Origin of the sequence: Spartinivicinus ruber (assembly GCF_011009015.1) — a bacterium.
Lineage (GTDB): Bacteria > Pseudomonadota > Gammaproteobacteria > Pseudomonadales > Zooshikellaceae > Spartinivicinus > Spartinivicinus ruber.
Map to the genome: position 1 here is coordinate 1,197,342 of NZ_CP048878.1, position 20,201 is coordinate 1,217,542.

Sequence of the window (20,201 nt, forward strand, 5' to 3'; positions counted from 1 at the left end):
TGTTCCTGTTTCTTATGTAACTACAACTAAATGGCAGTAGCGTGACTAAAATTAACCTCCTTGTTTTGATATTAACTCAAAACAGCTAACCCTCAAGTTGAAGTGTTGTTTAAAAAGCAATCAAAAGATGTGTAAACATTTATATTATGCTGATTTAGGCTGGACGTTAAATTTTTGTAACTGTTGATAGTTAGACAGTGAATACCACCCATGACTTATTTTTAGGTGTAAAAAAACAGTAGGAATAGACTCTAAAAGGGTATAGAAAAAAGCCGGCTTGTAGCCGGCAATAGTAGTACAGCTATTTAAGACATCTAGATCACAGGAGATCATGACGGCGTACTCTTAAATAGCTAATAGCGAGAGTAGATAGTCAATGCTTGAGAGCTGATGTTAACTGACTAGCCATTTCAATTTGTACCAGTGAGACTCTTTAAGGCACTAATACTATTAGCACCAACACTATTGGGCTGATACAGATTGAGCTAGGCTTACACAGATGAAATGCAGATAAACACCACTAAGCAAAACTAACTGTATGAATATACAGTATTATGTGTAGATAGTGAAGCACTACCAGTGATAAAATTTGAATTTGAATTAAAAAGGCAGCAACTGCTACCTTTTCTTTGGAGGATAGTGCTTCTTATGGTGCCCAGTTTTTTTATACTGCTTATGTGGTTTGCGATGGTGTTTCTTTATTGGGGATGGCTTCCCTTTAATGGGCAAGCTTTTATTTAGGTAGTCTTCTGGAGGCTGCTCAATTTTTAATGATATGCCAAGTAGCTGCTCTAGCTCAGGAAGTAAAAAGGCATCGGATTCGCCTGTTAAGCTAATGGCTACGCCAGTTGCCCCAGCGCGCCCCGTACGACCAATGCGGTGTACATAGTCTTCTAGGTCTTCAGGTAGGTTGTAATTGATTACATGGCTAATGCCATCAATATGAATGCCGCGTCCTGCTACATCGGTGGCTACTAAAACACGGATTCGACCTTCTCTAAAATCTTCTAGAGTACGCAGGCGCTTTTTTTGAGCTACTTCACCGGATAACAAGTCACAACTAATACCAGCTTGGTGAAGTAGCTCCTGTAACTTGCGGGTTTGGTCGCGCCGGTTTGCAAAGACAATAATGCGGTGGAGGTCTTCTTGTAAGATCAGATTAACCAGCAGTTTTGCTTTACTGTTTTCTTCAACCATATAGAAACGTTGAGTAACAGTGTCGGTCGTTACCTGCTCTGGTTCAATTTCTACTTTGACAGGTTGATAGGTCCACTGGTCGATTAAGCGTGAGACATCATCATTAAAAGTGGCGCTAAATAATAGGGTTTGCCTGTCTCCCTGCTTGGGGGTAGCTCTGACAATGCGTCTGACTTGGGGGATAAAGCCCATGTCTAACATGCGGTCAGCTTCGTCGATAACCAGTATTTCCACCAAGTCCAGGTGAATATCTTGTTTTTCATAGTAATCGATTAATCGGCCAGGTGTAGCAACCACAATATCTAAAAACTCATTATGTAAGTGGCGGCGCTGTTTGTCGTATTCCATCCCTCCCATAACTGTAGTGATATTAACTGGGCAAAACTTACATAGCTCTTTAGCATCATTGGCTATTTGAATCGCCAGCTCACGAGTTGGAGCCAATATCAATGCGCGTGGTTCTCCCGCGTAACGGGGGGATGGACTGGGGGTTTCGAGTAGTTGCTTGATGGTGCTGATGAGAAATGCAGCAGTTTTTCCCGTACCTGTTTGAGCACGGCCAATTGCATCACGTCCGGCTAGAGTAGCGGCCAATACTTCTGCTTGGATTGGTGTGCAATAACTGAAGCCTAGGTTATGAATTGCTTGCATTAGAGCGTTTGGTAGCTCAAAGTCATGAAAGCGGGCCTTTTCTTCCACCTCTGGCACACTAAACTGGCTAATATCCCAGCTAGACTTCTTCTTCGCTTTAGCCGAAATAGTTTTTTTCTTACGGGCGGCTTCGGCGGGCTTCTTTGCTGACTCCTGACTTTCTTGCGGGGGAGGGGGGGCTACTGCTGTATGATGTTTGGGTTTGAATATCTTATTAAATAGTCTGATCAAAATTCACCTACATGCTTAAGTCACTTAGCTGCAAGGCAACCTTGTTGATAGGATGCACCACTAACTGCTGGAAAATAATACGTCTTTTATATAAGTTCGCCAACTTTTTAACACTGACTGTAATTTATCTTCATTAAATGAAGGTTAGCAGAAGAGAATGTGAACTGAGATGGGGGGCAATAGGCATGAAAGGGTAACAGCAGTGCTGTTAAAGGAGGCAAGCAAAAACAGAAGTTAGTTTGCTAGAATATTGCTTTTCAAGTATGTAAGCAATTCCTTTAGCAAGCAATTTGACATTTAGTCATAAGCAGCATCCTTGCTGACATAGTGTTGTAATGCAAAGAGCTTAAGTAAAACTGTTATGCTAGACACTGGAAAGGAGGCTGAAACCCAACTGTAGGATTTAGTATAGCTTCAGTGGTTTCTCCTATTCGGCAAAACAGAAAGGGTTGTTTGATGGTATCTTGCTGATACTCTGCAACTATTTCTATATTGCCTACCAGCTCCCTACTAAAGTTAGTTTGCTCTTCAATGGGAATACGGTATTCAGTGTGTTCAGGCCCGCCAATCCGTTTAACTTCAAACTGTTCCAGGTAGCTGGAAGCAATTTCAAGGCGAATCACATAGGCTTGCCCATGCTTGGGCAGGTACCATTCTTGAGCTATTTGTTTCGCAAAAGACTCATGTAATAGTGGATAAAAAAACTTTTGGCCAAAAACATGTGATGGTATCTGGCTAAAACCAAGGTTCTTTAATGCTTCAAATTGCTCAGGCCCAATCGGCCGAAAAAGCGCTGTTGTTTTCATTTTGTGCCTGTCTGGAACAAGGTTCTCTTCCATTAGCTTGTAGTAAGTAGTATAGGGAATACGAATTAAAGTGCTGTGCGGCTGTTAATATTTTTTTATTGCCATAGTGAAATCATGTTTAAACTTGTTGCTAATTCTCACTGTTACTTGACTCAACTAAGCAGGCATATGCTATTGAGCTGCTAACATTTGTTGGAATGTAGCGATAAGTATTAGTTTAGTGCTTTTTAGGGACTTCTACTCCTCATGAGTGATTTTTTTGCGCTAGCTTCACGATAGTAAATTGTCATTTTTCTAGTTTGAGTGATAGATCACTATTTTCTGTCTTTGTTAACGTTAGTTAATAGGCTGGTTTGGAAGTGATTACATTAATCTCTTTTGTCACATTAATTTGGGCTCTTGGCGGATTGCTTGATTTTGTGACAAGTAAGGCTTCATTAATGCTTTTAGTTAAACCTCTATCTCGTGGAATAATATGTGTGGCACTATTTCCAGCTAGAGCAACATTACTCATGAAAGCAACATGAGATTGGTTACCAATAGCCAATGAAAATAGTTGTTTATTACCAATGTGCTTTTGAGCAAATTCCTGCAGTTGTTGATAACCAAGTTGACCATTGGAAAGTAAGATGATTTGGCTGCTCTTGATATCCTTTGGCTTAGACGATGACATGGTAAATTGCAGTGCTGATAGTAGGTTGCCTTTACCATTAATGACTAGTTCATCTACAAAAGCGATAGCATCAGCGATGCTCAGCATGTTTGCTCGTTGTGAGTTGGCAAATAATGGGGAGGCGTCGCTGTTGACTGTAAAAATATTGAAGCGGTCAGCAGGTGTAAGTTGTAGTAGGACTTTAACTAATAGCTGTTTAGCCACAGCTAAATCAGGTTTAGACATGAATTGCGAGTTATCGATAATAAATAATTGCTCTCTGGTTGCGAGGGAGTTTGCTATTGGTGTGGTGTTTTTCTGGTTGGTTATTGATCGATTACTAGCTCTAATTGTTTGTCCGTTTCGACTGAGGGCAAAGGGATGTAATGATGAGTCAGTATGAGCTACACCTGCTCGCAGGCTGGCAAACAGGGTCATTGTTATTGCCAAGACTAGGCAGCTATAAACTATATAACGCAGTTTATAGCTGATATAGGTTTCACCTTTACTTGGTTTCATCTTATTAATATTCATCTACTGTTGCCCCTTTTGACTCCCTGGTTTGTATATACTATGCATTTGCTCCACAAATGACGTTAAGGGCTGGTTGATCTTAATAGGCACAAATACACAGAAAGTGTACTTTTTGAGCCGCTCTTTTTTGAAATAATTAAATCAAGTAACTCGGCCAGCCCAGAGACTAAATCAGGTAATCTGATGGTGAATTATGGCAAATTATGGCAGATAAAGTCTTTTTTTCAAAAAGATAAGCAAAATAGGGAGAATTGGAAGTGCAGGGATACAATAACTAGAAATAATAAATCCAACACAGAGTGAGTTACTCACGCTTTTTTGATGGGAAAAAGAAACACTAACTTTTGGTAGCAACTCGAACATAAATAACGGTATGGATAAAAACTACCGCAGCTTTCTTCAACTAGTTTTAGTGAAAAAATTTTCCCGTTAATGGTAGTTGCACAGCTTTCGCAGTATAGCTTTTCAGTATTGTTTGCTTCAGGTTTAACCTTAAATAACCGCATAATCACTACCTTAAAAAATTCCACTTTGTCTATATTTTATATTCGCTAGGTAGGAGTAGTATAGGAATCTTAGCTTAAACAAAGCTTAAACAGAGAACTAAGCTTTATTTAAGCTGGGTTGATTGTAATTTAATCAAAAAAGTGGGGTGACTTTATTGCTGAATGTTGTATGAATAGTTTTTTTATTTACTTTGCGCAGTAGGAACTGCACTGGTTCTTTTTACAATGAATTAGAAAGTGGTTTTAACTAGCAGTGGTGTATCAGTTAGCCACTTTGATTGTGAAGGCAGAAAAATATCAGAATATTAGTGCCCCCAGAGTGAACACTTTATCTTTCCTACAGTGACTATCTCGCAATATTTTACCTTGCTTGTTTCTGTATCAATAACCCAAATGCCTCGGTTATTTACCGAGCCAGGAGTTACTCCCATGTATCTTCCAGATGAAACAGGTTGCGAGCTGTCAATCGCTGGAGCCTTGTTGTCTTTATCTGTAGTATTGGTTTTGCTGAATACGTTATTACACGAAATAGCTAAAAAAATACTAAAGAATATTTTTATACGGTTTGTATAGATTTTTGTCATAGTGCTTCTCATAATGGTAAAACCTGTGTTATTAGTATAGGTGCTTGTATGAACTTTGCGAGTCATCATCCAAAATATTAGTTCAATCAATTCAGTTTCTCTTAAAAGCTATTTTGCTACGAGTGAAAGTAATTAATACTTTAAAGTCGTTGTAGCATATATGGTGTTATTTGGTTGCAATAGTGTAATTAAATATGGGGTTAACTTATTAGTTAGGGTTTTGTAATTAAACTAGAATTAATAAAAAAATATTATAGATAGCTGCGTGAAATTAAAGGCAGGAATATTAGGATTAGCTTAATACATATCCAAATGGCTATGTGCTAGGGTATGAAGATGGTATCTCATTTGTTCTGTTTATTTGCAAAAAATACTATATATAATAGTTGCCGCTTTAGCCTTAAACTACAACGAGATAATTTAGTATGATGAACTATAAAAAAATCCTGACAACGACTGCTTTAATTATCGTCAATATTCCTATTGTATTTGCTGATACTACAAGTGTGTTTTGTGCCAACTCAGATGGATCTCATTGGGAATGGTTAGAGGATGACTCAAATAGTCAAGTAAATATAACTGGCTTATGGTCAGTTAGTGCTTTACCTAATCAAAAATACTTTAGGCATTTTAATATTTCTGAGGCTGAGTATTTGACAGTAAATGCTCTGTGCCAAGAGAAATACTCTTCAGAGTATCGGGCACATCCAGCTGACAATCGTTTTAATGGTTGGTATTTATTCAAGGTGAGTAAGCCTAATGTTAATTTTTATTTTTCTGATGGTAAGTATGAGGTTTACACGGTTAATCAGCTTGAGGCTAATTTTCAGTTAAGGGTCTGATAGGTGTTTGCTAGCCTTTTTAGAATAGGCTAGCTTGAAAAATCATAAATTATAATTTTCCATATATTGTTCTATTTCTCTTGGGTTGAGGCCAACTGTTACTTGATCGCCAATCAGTATGGTTGGTACACCTCTAGTGCCTAAACGTTTATAATAGTCATAAGCAACAGCATCTTTCTCTATATCTACTTCGCAATACTTGTAGTTTTTTCTGTCAAGATATTCTCCTGCACTTTTACAGACAGGACACCAGCTGGTTGAAAACATAATAATATCGCAGGTAGGGTTAACTTCTCTAGCTGTAAATGGAGCAGTACTGGGTTTGAGGACAAAAAATGCTGCTATGAGTACAATGATAACTAATACGAATTTATTCATTAGATATAACCTACTTCTGATGTCAACTGCGCGAATAAAATGACTTTACTAACATTATTATAGCTTGACTGAGAGAGAACTAATTATTCATCGGTTTTATATTTTTATAGAAATCTTAAATATTTAAAGGTTTTTATATCAGGTAAGGTATTCGATTAGTCAAATAATAGAGTAAAAGCAATATTCGATTGACTGCATTAAAATTGTTTTTCCTTACAAGCTAAAAGTAGTCAAATATGCTCATAGACATGATGAGTATGATTATTCATTGGAAACTGACTGTCTGATTTTTGATCGCTCGTTTCAGATGATAACTGTCAAAGCTATGAATGAACGTTTGGCGATGGGTTTAACCAGATAAGTAATATCTTACTTATCTGGAGGCTTTTTTATGTAAGGGTAATAAAGAAAGTTTTAGTGGAAAGCTATCTAACTTTAAATATGTTATCCTCTGTAACTGACTATGTTTATTGGCGACTTCTGTCTTAGAAGACCTAGCTACTTATGCCGCTAGCTTTGCTTATCTTCGCACTATTGAGCCGCACTTCTCAGATACCACCTTGAACTAGTCAATAAGTGGCTTTCTCTATCGAGCAATTTGTGTGTTTGGTTTTCGATAGTGTAATTCCAATCAACACACATGCTAATAGAGGATGATATATGAAAATGTATGTTGGCAATCTCTCATACAGTGTCACTGAAGGAGATTTGAAGGAAGTCTTTGCAGCATTTGGTGAGGTATCAAGCGTAGAGTTGATAAGCGATAGAAACTCTGGGCAATCCAAGGGGTTTGGTTTTGTTGAAATGGATGATAACTCTGAAGCAGATGCTGCCATCAAAGCACTTAACGGCAGTTTTCTTCAAGGGCGTAATATCAAGGTGAACCAGGCACAGCCAAAATCCAAAAGTAGTCGCCCACAACGTAGAAGATACTAATTCCGTATTGCGTTCACCAGAAAACAGAAGCTGTAGTCTGGCTACGCTTCTTGTTTTCAGTGGTTGTTAACGTATTGTAAGAAGGGGCATGTCATGAAAATTTGGGTAGATGCTGATGCGTGCCCAGCAGTAATCAAAGATATTTTATTTCGTGCGTCAATGCGAACCAAGTTACAGTTAACGCTTGTTGCTAACCAGCCTATGCGTATCCCTGCATCGCCTTTTATTAAGCGGCTTCAAGTGGAGCCGGGCTTTGATATTGCCGACAATGAAATTGTTAAAAGGCTGATGACCGGTGATCTTGTTATTACCAGTGATATTCCTTTAGCCGCTGAGGTGATCGAGAAGGGTGGGCTTGCGCTAAGTCCAAGGGGTGAGCTGTTTACAGAGGATAACATCCGGGCTCGCTTAAACATGCGGGACTTTATGGATACTTTACGGGCAAGCGGCATGGATACTGGTGGTCAGCCAGCGTTAAGCCAAAGTGACCGTAAAACCTTTTCTAGTCATTTGGATAAAATATTATCCAAATATGCAAGCAAGTCCTAGAAGCGGGAAAGGCTTGGGTCATGGTGCTGTAAGTGGCCCCATCAAGGTAAAATGCTGTATTGAGGTTATCTAATTACTTGAAAAAGTAGATAAAGCAGGCCAGCAATACACAAAAAGCAACTAACAGCTACCAGTTCTATAATGAATACTACTTTATACTGGCCGAGTTCGGGTTTACGAAGAAGCTTAGCAATCAAGCCATACCAAACAACCAGTAGAACGCCAAACAGTACCAGTACGCTAAAATATAACATGGCTGGCAATATGAGTGCAGCCAGGGTAAGTGGCAACCAAAGAATAGCAAAATAAACGAGCTTTTTATTTATAGGGGGTGGGTTGTCTTCTAACTCGTTGCTATCTAGATGACTCATTGGTAATAGTGTAACTCTAAGCACGCTTTCTTACTTAAAATCTTAGTCAAACTGAAAGCTTTCATCTAATTAGTTGGCGGGCTGAGGCAGGTGACTGCTTCAGCTAAGAAGTGAGTAGCGATCAATCTAAAAGTTGTTTGCAATACTATGGAGGGATCTTTTGGGCACTAGAATTATGAAGTTGGTAAACTTTTTGCCTTCAAATCAAAAGTGTATAGAAGTCATATTACTAATACTGGTACTCTATAGGGAATGCACTATCAAGATTGGCCGATTTGAATAGTTTCTTGATATAGCTATTAGCATTAACAAATCGTATAGCACTTTGGTTATTTCCTAAATATTGTTTTAAATTCACAAGCATTCCCAAAGCAGAGCTATTAATATACTCTGTTTTTGCTAAGTTAATAATGCATTGTGCATCTTTTGAGTTAATGGTTGAGAAGGCTTCTAAAAACGTGCAAATGGTCTTTTGACTGAAATTTTTTTCTGCATGCACAACAACTTCAAAATTAATTATATTTTCTTTAAGTTGTATCACTTTAATTTCTCCATAAATAATGATGTTTCCCTATATAGGCTTTGCTATAGAAATAACTCTTATTCTTGTTGTTTTTACATCAATGGATAAATAATAACCGTTATCTATGTTGTTAGATGATGTTTTTTGTCACAATATTTGTTATCAGGCGTTCGTTTATTTTGGTTTCGGTGTGAGAGTTCATTGTTCTGCTGAGAACTCCGTCTAGCATAATATCTGTTTTAGCTAATTTATGAGGGTTGTCTATACATGTCAGCTATCTTTGTTAGCTATTGACTTGCTTAGTAGATAACTGAATCATTAGCAGTGCTAACGCGGATAAATAACACTATAGGACACAATGTACTGTATATTCAGTATATAGCTTAAGGATAAGCCATAATGGATAAATTCATGCAAGCTGCTATTGAAGAAGCTAAAAAAGGCCTAAAAGAAGGAGGGATTCCGATAGGTTCAGTCCTTGTGCATAACAACAAAATCATTGGCTGTGGTCATAATAGAAGGGTACAGAAAGGTAGCGTGGTGCTTCATGGTGAAATGGATGCTTTAGAGAATGCCGGACGGTTACCAGCCTCTGTATATAGAGAGTGTACTATTTATACAACTTTGTCGCCATGCTCTATGTGTACTGGGGCTATATTGCTATACGACATCCCAAAAGTAGTGATTGGAGAAAATACTACTTTTATGGGAGAAGAAGCTCTACTTCGTGAAAAAGGTGTAGTAGTAGAAGTTCTTCAAGAGTCAGAATGTATTGATTTAATGGTACGTTTTATTAAGGTATCACCTGACTTATGGAGTGAGGATATTGGGGTGTAAATAATTACTCAAATGATGGCTAACCAATAATATTCATTATGGCCGGATAAAACTTACTATCTGGAGCTTATTAGGCCATGGAAGTTATGCACCTTTTTAATAGGCTCTAGCCCAAGGATAATAATCATAAGCTACTTTATAACCTGCACGTCTAAAGGATTCAGAGATAACATGATGAATGAATCCACCATGCTTATAAATGTTGGATGACCAAGGGGGATATTCGCCGGTTGTGATCTTCACTCGCTTTTGTTCTTCTGAATGATCGAAGAAACAAAGCCATAATAGCAAGATAACAGACAACCGTTTCATTTTAATGCAACTAACTGGACTTTTAACCAGAGTAGCAACACTTTCAAGAGTAGAAGCAAATATTTAATAAAATCTAAAGTTTTTTTAAATATTTCTAAATAGACTTACATAGTAAGCTAGAAGAAAGCGTTAATAGATAGCATAGTTATGTGTACTACATTATCATAGGGTTAAAATATTGCCTTTAATGTCAATATGTAAAACACTAACATTGCAATTGCGAGTGCTCGATAAATCATATAAACCCTTGACATAAAAACAATACTGATCAATATGATAAAGTGAATGGAGCCCAATGTAATAGTCAGAAAAGTGTAAAGCTCTTCTGTTTTCCCAAACCTTATACCAGACAGTAAAACAGCGCAGGCAATTAGGGAGCAGATGGTTGTAATAAAAAAAGAAAATTTATTGTCACCAATCTTGGCTTCAGCTTCAGCTGCCTCTATTCCTCGTATAGTCATATCAATACTCAACTTATATAAATGAAGATTTATTTAGCAATTAATATTCCAAATACAGAAGTTGAAATAAGCCTAGTTATAGTGGGTATTAAGTTGAGACTGTTGGTTATGGTGTAGCTGTGCCGATGAGAAGTTAGTATAAAATTAACTATCGACACAAGTGTTAGTTGTAGCTATACCTGATAAAACAATGCCTAAAGCAAGGGGAGTTGAATAAATGTCAAAAGATGTAAAAAATTTGATCAGCCAAATACTTGAAATCATGAGTAACAGAACATTGCTTGATGCCGCTCTTGGTGCTGGACTTGGATTGTTGGGAAGTTTTTTCTGCTCAGGTGTTGGTTTAAGTGGCTTGGGGTTGATTGGACGATTTTTTTTGATGGTAATTGGTGGAGGGTTGGTAGGCATTACTGTTGGCTTAATTGCTGATTTTTATGCAAAAAATAACTCCAACTCTGATGACGAAGCAGGTTAAAAAGTGGGACTAGTATTGCAGTTTTATATTAAACTCATTTGAGAAAAAGTAGTTTCCCTATATCAATTTTTCACTTGATATAGGACTAAGGATACTACAGAAATATTATAATGGTGCAGTTAAGCGGAGTGTAGTAAAATATTAAATTTATAAGTCAATTATGTGATTATTTTTACTAATGAATATAAATATATTTCCCCAAAGCTGACTACTGAGTAAGAAACAAGAATTAGTAGTATCTTGGTGAACTTACTCTATTTGAAACTATTCTTAATAGTACCTAATTATCACTATACCTAAGCCATTAACTGCTGTTCAAATATACAGCAGTTAATGGCTTAGGTATAGTGATAATTAGGAAAACAAATGAGTCAACTTCTTAAGTTTTAGCAAATCTACACTACTAGTGCGGTAAAAAAATTCACCCACCTCAAGTGGAAGTACCACCGCTGTTCCAGTATTAACTCAATCTGCCGAAAAAGAGTCTGAAACAATAGTTTGATTATCTCACTGACCAGCAACTTCATGATGGCCGAAGCTTCATTTATTCTGGTACGAAAGTATTAAGTAAGTTTGAAGTAGTGTCTACCTTTTATACTTTATTTATTGATGCTGGAAAAATATACAGAAAAAGTTAACTAGATTATTGAGTTTGAAGGTATAAAGCGTATTACAGGTATCTTTGATGGTTTACTAAAAGGCTTATTTTGGCTGTAATGATGTCTTTTAATTAAATAAATCATTTATTGTTTTGGTCAGCTTAGCTTCTGTGAAGATTTTATCAAAAGATATATCAAAACCTTCAATTATTTTTTTTATTCCAGACATTTTTTTTGACCAGCATACATAAATATATCCATCTTTAAAATCTGGACCTGCCGATACAAGCTCATGTTTAGCTCTGGTAAATTTGTTCTTATATTGATATTTTAATACTAAAGGGTTTTCAAGAATGACATCAACTCTGCTAAACTCAATTAACTCAAATAGTTGATATACTGAGTCAACCTCTACTAAATGGATTTTATCTTCCGTGATCAACTTCTTGATAGTATCACTTAATGCAAAGTCTCGAATTATGCCAATTTTGCTTCCTTCTAAGTCTTTAGGTTTATTTATCCTTAACTTTGAAGATTCTTTTTTCATGAAATGTGGGCCTGCATCAAGAATCTTTTTGGTAAAATAATAATAGTCCTCTCTTTCCTTTGTATGCCAGCATCCAAGTAGAGCATGGTATTTACCTGCTTTGGTAAGAGCCAAGGCCCGAGCCCATGGTAAAAAATCTACTGTGAGAGTGTGCCCAATGGGTTTAAGCGTTTCTTGTACTATATAAGTTAGAATTCCATTATTATCTAGCTTAGGAGAGTAAAAAGGAGGCCAGTCAGAAGTAGCCACTCTAATATTATCAGCATATGTGATTATTGATAATGATATGCAAACGGCTAGTATTATTACAAATCTCATTACTTCACTCCCTTTATTTAAAAATTAAGTAAATAAATTAAGTAGTTGAAAGGTACACAAGTATATTAGATTAGTATAGATGAAGTTTAAGCTACTATAGATAAAATGATTTGATATTCCCCATTTAATGGACATCCTTAAATTAAGGATGATTAGCCAATGAGCCTTATTTTTTGACATGTTTTATGCTCCTATCTCTGCCTTTAGTATTTTGAAAAACTTAACCCTTTCTGATTCATCATCACAATTACTGAGATAGTTATCAGTTGATCTTTAAATAAAAATCGTAGGCGACGGTCGCAAAAATTTAGAAATAATCAATTAAAATAATAGAGCTGAAATATACCAGGAAATATGTGATAGCTTTGTTTTAAAATTTAAATAGGATCAATGCAAGTGTTTGTATGTGAAGAGAAGACTATTTTGAAGCACTAAAATATTTATGACTACTAGCCTCGGTAACCTGATCCCTGTGCTTACCTACACTGGTCCAAAGTTGCTTCGCTAAATTAGGGTGATCCCCTACAAATTGATGACTGAATATTAGAAAATAGTCTTTAGTTTTAATTGGTGGTTGAAGTTTCTTGACCTGTTTTATGCCAAGAGTCTTCAAGGATACATCAGCGGTGAAATCCTGTGCGGCATAGGCTGAGATTCTTCCCGACACCAATTTTCTTAGATTTTGCTCAGTGTTCATGGCTTCTTCTACAACAATACCTATTTTCCTTAAATCTCCGACTATGGAGTACCCCATATTAGCGCCTACCTGCTGGGATGTATTTATTAATGCTTTACCATTCCATGACACAGGAGAGTTTGTAGTTACGTAGAAATAATAACTCATCACAGCAATCCGACGACTGCTATCAAGCTTGCCATTGATCAAAGGGTATTGGCCCATCTCTTTGCGAGAATCTTTATAGGAGAATACAAAAGCACCATCGATCATGCCAGATTTAAGAAGCGTCTGCACCCGTTTGTTTGGATAACGACTCAGAACAATCTTAGCATCAATATCCCGAGCTGCCGCTTGTATAATCTCTACAGCAATCCCTGGAGGGGCAGCAATTTTTCCTCCTTCACCCATTTGGTAGGGAAATACCTCTACATCAGAGTAGGATAACCTAATCGAAACTTCAGCACCCCAAATGTGTCTGATAATAACCAAACAGACAATTAGAGCGATAATACGCATCTTCATCCCCAAGTAGAAATGGTGTTTCCGTGCAGTATAGCATCAATGCCTGACCATAACCTATTACATGCCATCTGAAAAGATGCTTTGATGCTCTAAGTTGGGTTTTTATAGGAGTCAAAAACAGATTGATATTCGCCATTGGATTTAATTATTTCTATTCTACTGTCAAAATAATCCCTTAATTTTCTGTTTTTAAATCCTGCGTGTTGATATATAGGGCCGTCAAATATGCGGTGAATCTTGTATTTTTTAATTGTATTAATGCCTTTGAGACTTAGTTTGCTTTTCATCCATAAAAAAATTGCTAGGTCACAAACTAATACGTCAGTTTTTTTTGTCCAAAACATTTTATTTTGGTGGTATTGTAGTGGCACCTCAAGCCACCTATGACGGTTCTTTTGAGCAAGCTTTTGATATTCCGTACCTAAGACTTTAGGTGCACCCTTCCAGGATACGAGTGATAAACCATCAAGATCACGAATAGTCTTTATATTTAACTTTTTTTCTTCTAAAGTTATTGCAACATCATCAAAGGCTAGGTAGTTACTGGAATAGTATAAATTTTTATATTTCAAATGTGTGATAGTTGAAATATCAATTTTAGATTTTCTTAGGGAGTAATCTATTTCTTCATTTTGTAGTGGTATAAATTTTAGTTTAAATTTTTGTTCATCGAAAACTTTCTTTAGGATATCTATAATAATTCCTTTATCTTGAAAAGAGTAGGGGGGCTTGTTTGTCGGTATCCCTATGGATAAAGTGTCTTTTGCAAATGCAGTGAATGATAACAGTAGTAACAATAATCCTGCTTTCATTTTGTTTATCTCTATATCATCCCGATAAGTGTAATCAAACTGTCCTAAGCTTACACTATAAATAATAGCAAGTTATTATCAATAGCATAAAGCTTTATTTATACTGTAAATGTTTAGCCAACTACAAGCCTGTATCATTGGAAACGACATGCGGGAATATATTAACGGGATTAAATACAGTCATACCAATATGAAACAAATTACAGATGCGAATGTACTGAAACTAACCTGTATTATGATGAAATGAGCTGGTTATTAAAAAACATTGGTTCCAATGATCAAACCAGCCGGTTTGAATACGATAAAAACAACAATATGGGTGATGCATTAAAAAGTTGTTTGATCGTAAACTGACCTATTTTCCACTAATTGATTGTAAGTATAATAAACACACTAATGAGAATTTATTCAGTTTGTTGTTACTCACTCCAAGATACTGATAAGCAAGCATAAGTTTGATACTTATTGTTTTATATAAAATATACGATTTTTGATTCTAAAAATATAGAGCAATAGAAATGCTAAAGTTGTAAATTAATTCAAGATACTTTATAAAGTGCTACGACAAATGTCTAACTAAGTAGACTTAAGTTTGTTGGTATATATTTAAACAGTACAATAGTACATAGTAATAAATTGAATTTAGGATGTTCAATTATGATATTAAAAACAATTCTTCCTATCGCTTTGGCAGCAACATTAACTACAGCCGTCTCAGCTGACCCATGGAGTGATGATTTTACTAAAGAATTTAAGCCCGAAGTTGCCACTTACTTATCTAAATGGTACGAAGATAATTACAGTAATTATTCTTATACTTATCGAAAATTCTGTTTTTGTCCTGATTCAGGAAAATCATTTACGGTTGATGTAAGGGATAATGAAGTCAAAAAAGTGACCTACACTGATACTAACGAATCAGTGCCAGAATCTTACATGAGAACGTTTGATACCATTGATGGACTTTTTGCTTATTTAGTTAAAGCAAATAAAAGTGCTCACAAAATAAATGTTCAATTTAATGAGCGCTTTGGAAACCCAAGTAGCGTTTACATCGATCATGATCCTCGGATTGCTGATGAAGAGACTGCTTATTCTATAGATCAAATTTATGTGATGTTGCCTTAAACAGCTTTTATATAGTTTAGAATGGTGCCTCATGTATTTGTTTACCTTACTTAACCATATTTTCTAATTGAAAAAATAAGTAGAAGATAGATTGGTTTAAAACTAAACATATTTATGAGGCATCACTAATTCTTGTGTATTACCCATAGGTACTGCTGCACCTTAGCCTGGTACATCATTATTATACCAGTTATATATCCAGGCCATTTTATACTACGTGCATAAAGGGTTATTTTAATATTCCTCTCAGCGACCAAGTTACCCACAAAATGAATACTTCTGTGGGGCTGATAGCTGCTTCTCCATTTCCATTGATCAACGACTTAGTCACTAGGTGATAGGATAGTGCTCCGAGCATGATTTGGGCAAATTAGTAGCGGTTGATTCACGACCATTAAAAGCAGTCATACCACAGCATTGCCAAAAGGCTTGATTTAGAGCGATTTATGTTGTTAACATTCAATCGCTTGTATTGTTACATGTAAAATGTTTGCAGTTTGAGACCTACAATATTTCTTCAGCTTAAAGGCCTAACTGTTCGCGTAGTTCTTTATTCTCTTGTTTCAACTCTTTCACCGCTTCGATTAAAACACCAACAAGCCCTGCATAGTTAACTTGTTTTAGTGTCATTTCAGCTCCATTTTTATCAGTTACTTTGGAATTAAGTACCAACTCAGGAAATACTTGTTCTACATCTTGGGCAATTACACCAATATCTTTTCCTTGGGGAAGGTGTTCGATATTGGTTTCACTAGGTTTTTTCCACTCAAAAGTAACACCTTTTAATTGAGATACTTTTTCTAGTGGATTACTTACAGTAGAAGTGTTTTGTTTGAGGTTTTGGTCGCTCCAAGTCCATCCTAAGCAATCCCAGCCACAGCCTTTATCATCATCTTTTTTATCTTCTGCAAAAACAAAAATTGAACAGATACAAAGTAAAAAAGTACCTAATTATCATCATACCTAAGCTATATTTAGTAGCTTACCTGGTAGTGGAGGTGTTCTCAGTGCTACAAATGCTAGCCTAGGAATAAATTCTACTAAGCTAAATCTTCGATTAAATCGATACTGAAATTCAGCAAGATAACGTTGTGCATATTTAGCGCGAATAGCATGATAAGTACTACGTAAAGCACTTTTTAAGTTTCCAAGGATGGTGTTAACCCAATAAAATTCAGGTTCCTCTACTGATGCACGACCACCACCGCATACAATTTTATCATGAAGACAACCTGCTTCTATGACACCATTAAAACAGGCCAGTCCATCGGAGATTACGGTACTGCCCTTGGCCAAATTCTGCCTACTCCAAGCCGTTATCTCTTCTTTATTAAACCCTTTTAAAATGCTCAGTTTAATTCGTGTCGGTTGACCTTGTTTTGTTGTTTCTACGGCTGCTACAAAAGGTATTTTCCCATCTGCTCCCCTACCTCTTTTGCAACCTGTACGCTCACCACCAAGATAGGCATCATCAATTTCAATAAAACCCGACAATTGCTTGGTGCCTTCTCTTTCTTGCATCACTTTCATGAGCTTATGTTTCATTCTCCAGGCAGCTTGATAGGAAATACCTAAATGGCGATGTAATTCTATGGCTGATATACCTTTTTTGTCTTGGGAGATCAAATACATCCCTTGGAACCAAGTCTTTAATGGTAATTTGGTTGATTCAAAGATAGTACCTGCAGTTACAGATGTTTGCTGGTGACATTTATAGCACTGCTGAAGCTTTCTAGTAGTGAGTTGACAGCATTTGTCTTATCCACAATTGGGGCACTGAAAACCTTCTGGCCATCGCAATTTGTATAAGGTATTAAAGCATTGTTCTTCTGTACCATATTGTTTGAGAAACTCGTTTAAACTCAGGCCTTTTTGAAATTGAACTTTGTTGATAGCCATTATTTATACCTTCTCAATTAAGTTTCCATGCTGTTCAAATATACAGCAGTTAATGGCTTAGGTATAGTGATAATTAGGAAAAAGTAAGTAGTATTTTTTTCACGATAGTTCGCCCGTACTTGATTTATGTCATTGTTTTCATCAGATTATGAATCTATACGGCACTGAAAGTATATGTAAATTATGAAACAAACTGTAACGTAATTTTAATTTTTAATAGCCTTTTGAGTACCATTAACAGTCTTTAGGTTGAATATTTCTACTTACATAGTTTTGATAGTGTTTGCTTTGCCTATATCTAGCATAATTCAACATTTCCATAGAGGGATTAACCACAATAATGATGAAATAGTGGCTGGAAGTTTCCAAGTTTTTTGAATTTTTAATGAATATTATCAAGGTGTGGTTAATTTAATGTATTAATCATGGTTGGCCACAACCTTATAATAATGACGCTCTTTATATTTTGAAGTAGATCTGCTAATTGGAAATAAAGGTCTTGCACTTGGTAAGTATACAGGTGGGATTCTTCCATGCAAATGCTATTAAACAGGATTGGTATTAAATGAAAGTGAAAACTTGAACTAGTGAAAATTATTTTTATTTTTAAGGGTATTATTATATAGATATTTTTTTCTGCTGAGCATATTTTACAGTATGCCCTCTATACACTTGATGATTGAATAAGTGTATAGAGGGGTAGTAATGTTATTATTTCTTTTTAGCTACTATTAAGTTATCAATGAGTAAAGTATTTCCTGTTGTGCTGGTTAATACTAGCCGAGCTGTAGTTATATGTTGAGGTAGTTTGATATCATTTTCTAGGATAGTAAAGCTATTACTATCAGTATTTGCTTCTCCAACTTTAAACCATTTTTGTAACGGTTTATCCGTTTCGGGATCGATAGCGGCTAGTTCGTAATAAAGCCATAAAACAGCAGTGGTTGCTTTCGTTGTTTTAATGTTGGCAGCTACTCGATATGTTTGTTCTTCCTCAACAGCACAGCTTAGCTCTAACCCAACGGCTGGAAAATACTGGCTATCTGTTACTTTAAGTAAGCTTTTCTCTTCTTCAACTTCAATTTTATTGCCTTGATCGTCAAAGTCAGAAACTTTCCCTAGTTGTTTTACTATTTCAAGTTTACTCGATTTATTCCAGCCAAATAGTCCTTTAATTTCATTATCTTCAAAGTCACTATAATAACCAGAAACAAAATCGTACTGAGCAAAGATGTTTTCTAACTCAACATTATTCTTTACCTCATTTAATTTTTGACTAGGAACTATTTCGACTTGGTCGAAATTTAAAGCGAGTTCCGACTTTTCTCTTTTACTTGCCGAGCAAAAATTGGCAATTTCAGGTGCAGCTTGATTAAGCGATTTGCTGGCATTTTCTTCTTCAGAACCACATTTGAGATTCTGTAACGTGCCATCAAGGTTTGAGCAGTGATTGTCAGGGCTTGAAAAGTAAGGAATGATATCATCTGCATATGACATAATAGTGCCATATTCCTGCTCACCGGATTTAGCTGAATATCCCATTGAGTAACGATAAAGCCCACTTTCTTCTGTACTACGTTCTACTGCGGCTGCAACGTACTCTTCTTCTAAAGGAAAATTATTTTTTTTCAAATAAGCTTGGTAGGCAGGTGTGGCTTCTTGATCTGTAGGCCAATTACCTGTTTTTTTCTGGATTTCATCCTTAAAATCATACAAGTCGAGTAGACCGCTGTCGTCAAGAGCCCAAGTATAAGTAGAGTGTTGAAGATCTTTAGTTGTTTTATGATCATGGCGAAGCCCCATTAGATGGCCCGTCTCATGCAAAAACGTCCACTTTCTTCTACGGTCTAGTTTTTCTGGGGTTTCTGGTTCAAACTCATTAGGTAATACACCCACAACAGCTACTGGGCTAATGCGATGCTCTATACTAAATTTACCATTTAAAGCCTGTTTGCCAACGTGTTCAGCTTTTCCGTTATAGTTTTCCGTTAGAGCAACAACTATGTCAGCGCCATAATAACTTCTGAGCTGGTGGGTACGTGATTTGTTATGTACAGCAGTAGGACTGTTTTTTGTAAGTTTTCCTAACCAGGGAGAGTGTGCTTGATACACGAGATTAAGTTCTATATTGACGTTGCTGTTATTGAATACCTGGTTGGAATAATCTATATAGCCTTTGATTTCTTCCTCTATATTAATTGAATTTTTTTCAAAATAGTCTTTTACCTCTGTGGGGTAAATTACCATAACGTCAACAGTGTATTGGGCTGCAAAAGCAGGTATTGATGTTGAGGTTGCCAAAAAAGCGCTAACTAAGCCTAAATTAGAAAGTAATGATTTAATTGTTTTATACATACTCACTCCTTATGTTCAGCTCATAATCTTATATTGATTGAATGGTTAAAATAAGTGAGTACTTATACTGTGCCGTAATCTGTATGAGGTGTGTTAGAGGGGGCATTGACCAAGTTTGTTGATCTCACTAGACAAAGCTGCAAGCAGTTAGGCCTGAATAAAGGATAAAGGTTGTAAATGATCGGTATTCTCAGTATGGGTGAAGTCTTATCAATGGCTGTGGGAAGTGGTTAGAGTACCCACAATTCCAACTTGTTGATTTATATGTAGCTATTTGGCTAGTGCCACTTGAGCGCGGAAATTACATACAAAATCTCACCTGTAAGATTTGCAGGTTGAAGAAGTTATTGAGGTTGCAGATATAGAGAATAAAACGGGAAGAATGGGAGATTTCCCCCTATAAAATAAAGAGATAGGTCCTATGGCAGGCTCAAAACTGTCAGAATTATACTCTTTACATATTTTTTATACTGGTCTATATCCCTTAAGACACGATC

The 20,201-nt window shown here is 36.3% G+C and carries 17 protein-coding genes and 2 pseudogenes; 7 read left to right on the plus strand and 12 right to left on the minus strand.

What is annotated here, in order from left to right:
- Positions 1 to 618: 618 nt before the first annotated feature.
- From rhlB to G4Y78_RS05535, 3 genes are all read right to left on the minus strand, one after another.
- Positions 619 to 1,956, minus strand: a complete 1,338-nt coding sequence (rhlB, locus tag G4Y78_RS05525; protein WP_268935090.1) for an ATP-dependent RNA helicase RhlB — start codon at positions 1,954 to 1,956, stop codon at positions 619 to 621.
- A gap of 482 nt (positions 1,957 to 2,438) precedes the next feature.
- Positions 2,439 to 2,885: a hypothetical protein gene (locus G4Y78_RS05530; RefSeq protein WP_163832084.1), complete on the minus strand. Its 447-nt coding sequence runs from the start codon at positions 2,883 to 2,885 to the stop codon at positions 2,439 to 2,441.
- 340 nt (positions 2,886 to 3,225) lie between these two features.
- The gene (locus G4Y78_RS05535; RefSeq protein ID WP_163832085.1) at positions 3,226 to 4,071 is read right to left on the minus strand and encodes a VWA domain-containing protein; all 846 of its coding nucleotides are present in this window, start codon (positions 4,069 to 4,071) and stop codon (positions 3,226 to 3,228) included.
- A 935-nt stretch (positions 4,072 to 5,006) separates the two neighbouring features.
- Here G4Y78_RS05535 and G4Y78_RS30735 point away from each other — a divergent pair.
- Positions 5,007 to 5,150: a hypothetical protein gene (locus G4Y78_RS30735; RefSeq protein WP_222937645.1), complete on the plus strand. Its 144-nt coding sequence runs from the start codon at positions 5,007 to 5,009 to the stop codon at positions 5,148 to 5,150.
- A gap of 436 nt (positions 5,151 to 5,586) precedes the next feature.
- Positions 5,587 to 6,003 (plus strand): hypothetical protein, encoded by a 417-nt coding sequence (locus G4Y78_RS05540; protein WP_163832086.1) that lies wholly within the window; start codon positions 5,587 to 5,589, stop codon positions 6,001 to 6,003.
- Positions 6,004 to 6,045: 42 nt separating this feature from the next.
- On the opposite strand, the gene G4Y78_RS05545 is transcribed toward G4Y78_RS05540, so the two are convergent.
- Positions 6,046 to 6,381, minus strand: coding sequence for a glutaredoxin family protein (locus tag G4Y78_RS05545; protein WP_163832087.1), 336 nt, complete (start codon positions 6,379 to 6,381; stop codon positions 6,046 to 6,048).
- A 660-nt stretch (positions 6,382 to 7,041) separates the two neighbouring features.
- On the opposite strand from G4Y78_RS05545, the gene G4Y78_RS05550 reads away from it, so the two are divergent.
- Positions 7,042 to 7,317, plus strand: a complete 276-nt coding sequence (locus tag G4Y78_RS05550; protein ID WP_163832088.1) for an RNA recognition motif domain-containing protein — start codon at positions 7,042 to 7,044, stop codon at positions 7,315 to 7,317.
- A 93-nt stretch (positions 7,318 to 7,410) separates the two neighbouring features.
- Entirely contained in the window at positions 7,411 to 7,866 is a 456-nt protein-coding gene (locus G4Y78_RS05555) for a YaiI/YqxD family protein (protein ID WP_163832089.1), read from the plus strand.
- A 600-nt stretch (positions 7,867 to 8,466) separates the two neighbouring features.
- Here G4Y78_RS05555 and G4Y78_RS05560 read toward each other — a convergent pair.
- Positions 8,467 to 8,778 carry an STAS domain-containing protein gene (locus tag G4Y78_RS05560; protein ID WP_163832090.1) on the minus strand — a complete coding sequence of 104 codons (312 nt, stop codon included), beginning with the start codon at positions 8,776 to 8,778 and terminating at the stop codon, positions 8,467 to 8,469.
- Between the two features lie 381 nt (positions 8,779 to 9,159).
- Between G4Y78_RS05560 and G4Y78_RS05565 the strand changes: the two genes are divergently transcribed.
- The gene (locus G4Y78_RS05565) at positions 9,160 to 9,597 is read left to right on the plus strand and encodes a nucleoside deaminase (RefSeq protein WP_163832091.1); all 438 of its coding nucleotides are present in this window, start codon (positions 9,160 to 9,162) and stop codon (positions 9,595 to 9,597) included.
- A 96-nt stretch (positions 9,598 to 9,693) separates the two neighbouring features.
- Here G4Y78_RS05565 and G4Y78_RS05570 read toward each other — a convergent pair whose 3' ends face one another.
- Positions 9,694 to 9,840, minus strand: a complete 147-nt coding sequence (locus tag G4Y78_RS05570) for a hypothetical protein (RefSeq protein ID WP_163832092.1) — start codon at positions 9,838 to 9,840, stop codon at positions 9,694 to 9,696.
- Between the two features lie 747 nt (positions 9,841 to 10,587).
- On the opposite strand from G4Y78_RS05570, the gene G4Y78_RS05575 reads away from it, so the two are divergent.
- Entirely contained in the window at positions 10,588 to 10,845 is a 258-nt protein-coding gene (locus G4Y78_RS05575; RefSeq protein WP_163832093.1) for a hypothetical protein, read from the plus strand.
- 726 nt (positions 10,846 to 11,571) lie between these two features.
- On the opposite strand, the gene G4Y78_RS05580 is transcribed toward G4Y78_RS05575, so the two are convergent.
- The 3 genes from G4Y78_RS05580 to G4Y78_RS05590 all read right to left on the minus strand — a co-directional run bounded on the left by G4Y78_RS05580 (position 11,572) and on the right by G4Y78_RS05590 (position 14,322).
- Positions 11,572 to 12,309, minus strand: a complete 738-nt coding sequence (locus G4Y78_RS05580; RefSeq protein ID WP_163832094.1) for a substrate-binding periplasmic protein — start codon at positions 12,307 to 12,309, stop codon at positions 11,572 to 11,574.
- A gap of 418 nt (positions 12,310 to 12,727) precedes the next feature.
- On the minus strand, positions 12,728 to 13,504 hold the full coding sequence (locus tag G4Y78_RS05585) for a substrate-binding periplasmic protein (protein ID WP_163832095.1): 777 nt from the start codon (positions 13,502 to 13,504) through the stop codon (positions 12,728 to 12,730).
- A gap of 95 nt (positions 13,505 to 13,599) precedes the next feature.
- Positions 13,600 to 14,322, minus strand: a complete 723-nt coding sequence (locus G4Y78_RS05590; RefSeq protein WP_163832096.1) for a substrate-binding periplasmic protein — start codon at positions 14,320 to 14,322, stop codon at positions 13,600 to 13,602.
- Between the two features lie 657 nt (positions 14,323 to 14,979).
- On the opposite strand from G4Y78_RS05590, the gene G4Y78_RS05595 reads away from it, so the two are divergent.
- Positions 14,980 to 15,450, plus strand: a complete 471-nt coding sequence (locus G4Y78_RS05595) for a DUF6174 domain-containing protein (protein ID WP_163832097.1) — start codon at positions 14,980 to 14,982, stop codon at positions 15,448 to 15,450.
- A 675-nt stretch (positions 15,451 to 16,125) separates the two neighbouring features.
- Here G4Y78_RS05595 and G4Y78_RS31620 read toward each other — a convergent pair.
- The 3 genes and pseudogenes from G4Y78_RS31620 to G4Y78_RS05610 form a co-directional block, all read right to left on the minus strand.
- A pseudogene (locus G4Y78_RS31620) lies at positions 16,126 to 16,380 on the minus strand (tail fiber domain-containing protein); the annotation flags it as partial.
- Between the two features lie 33 nt (positions 16,381 to 16,413).
- Positions 16,414 to 17,349: pseudogene (locus tag G4Y78_RS05605) on the minus strand (IS1595 family transposase).
- Between the two features lie 711 nt (positions 17,350 to 18,060).
- Entirely contained in the window at positions 18,061 to 19,704 is a 1,644-nt protein-coding gene (locus G4Y78_RS05610) for a zinc-dependent metalloprotease family protein (RefSeq protein WP_163832098.1), read from the minus strand.
- Positions 19,705 to 20,201 lie beyond the last annotated feature (497 nt).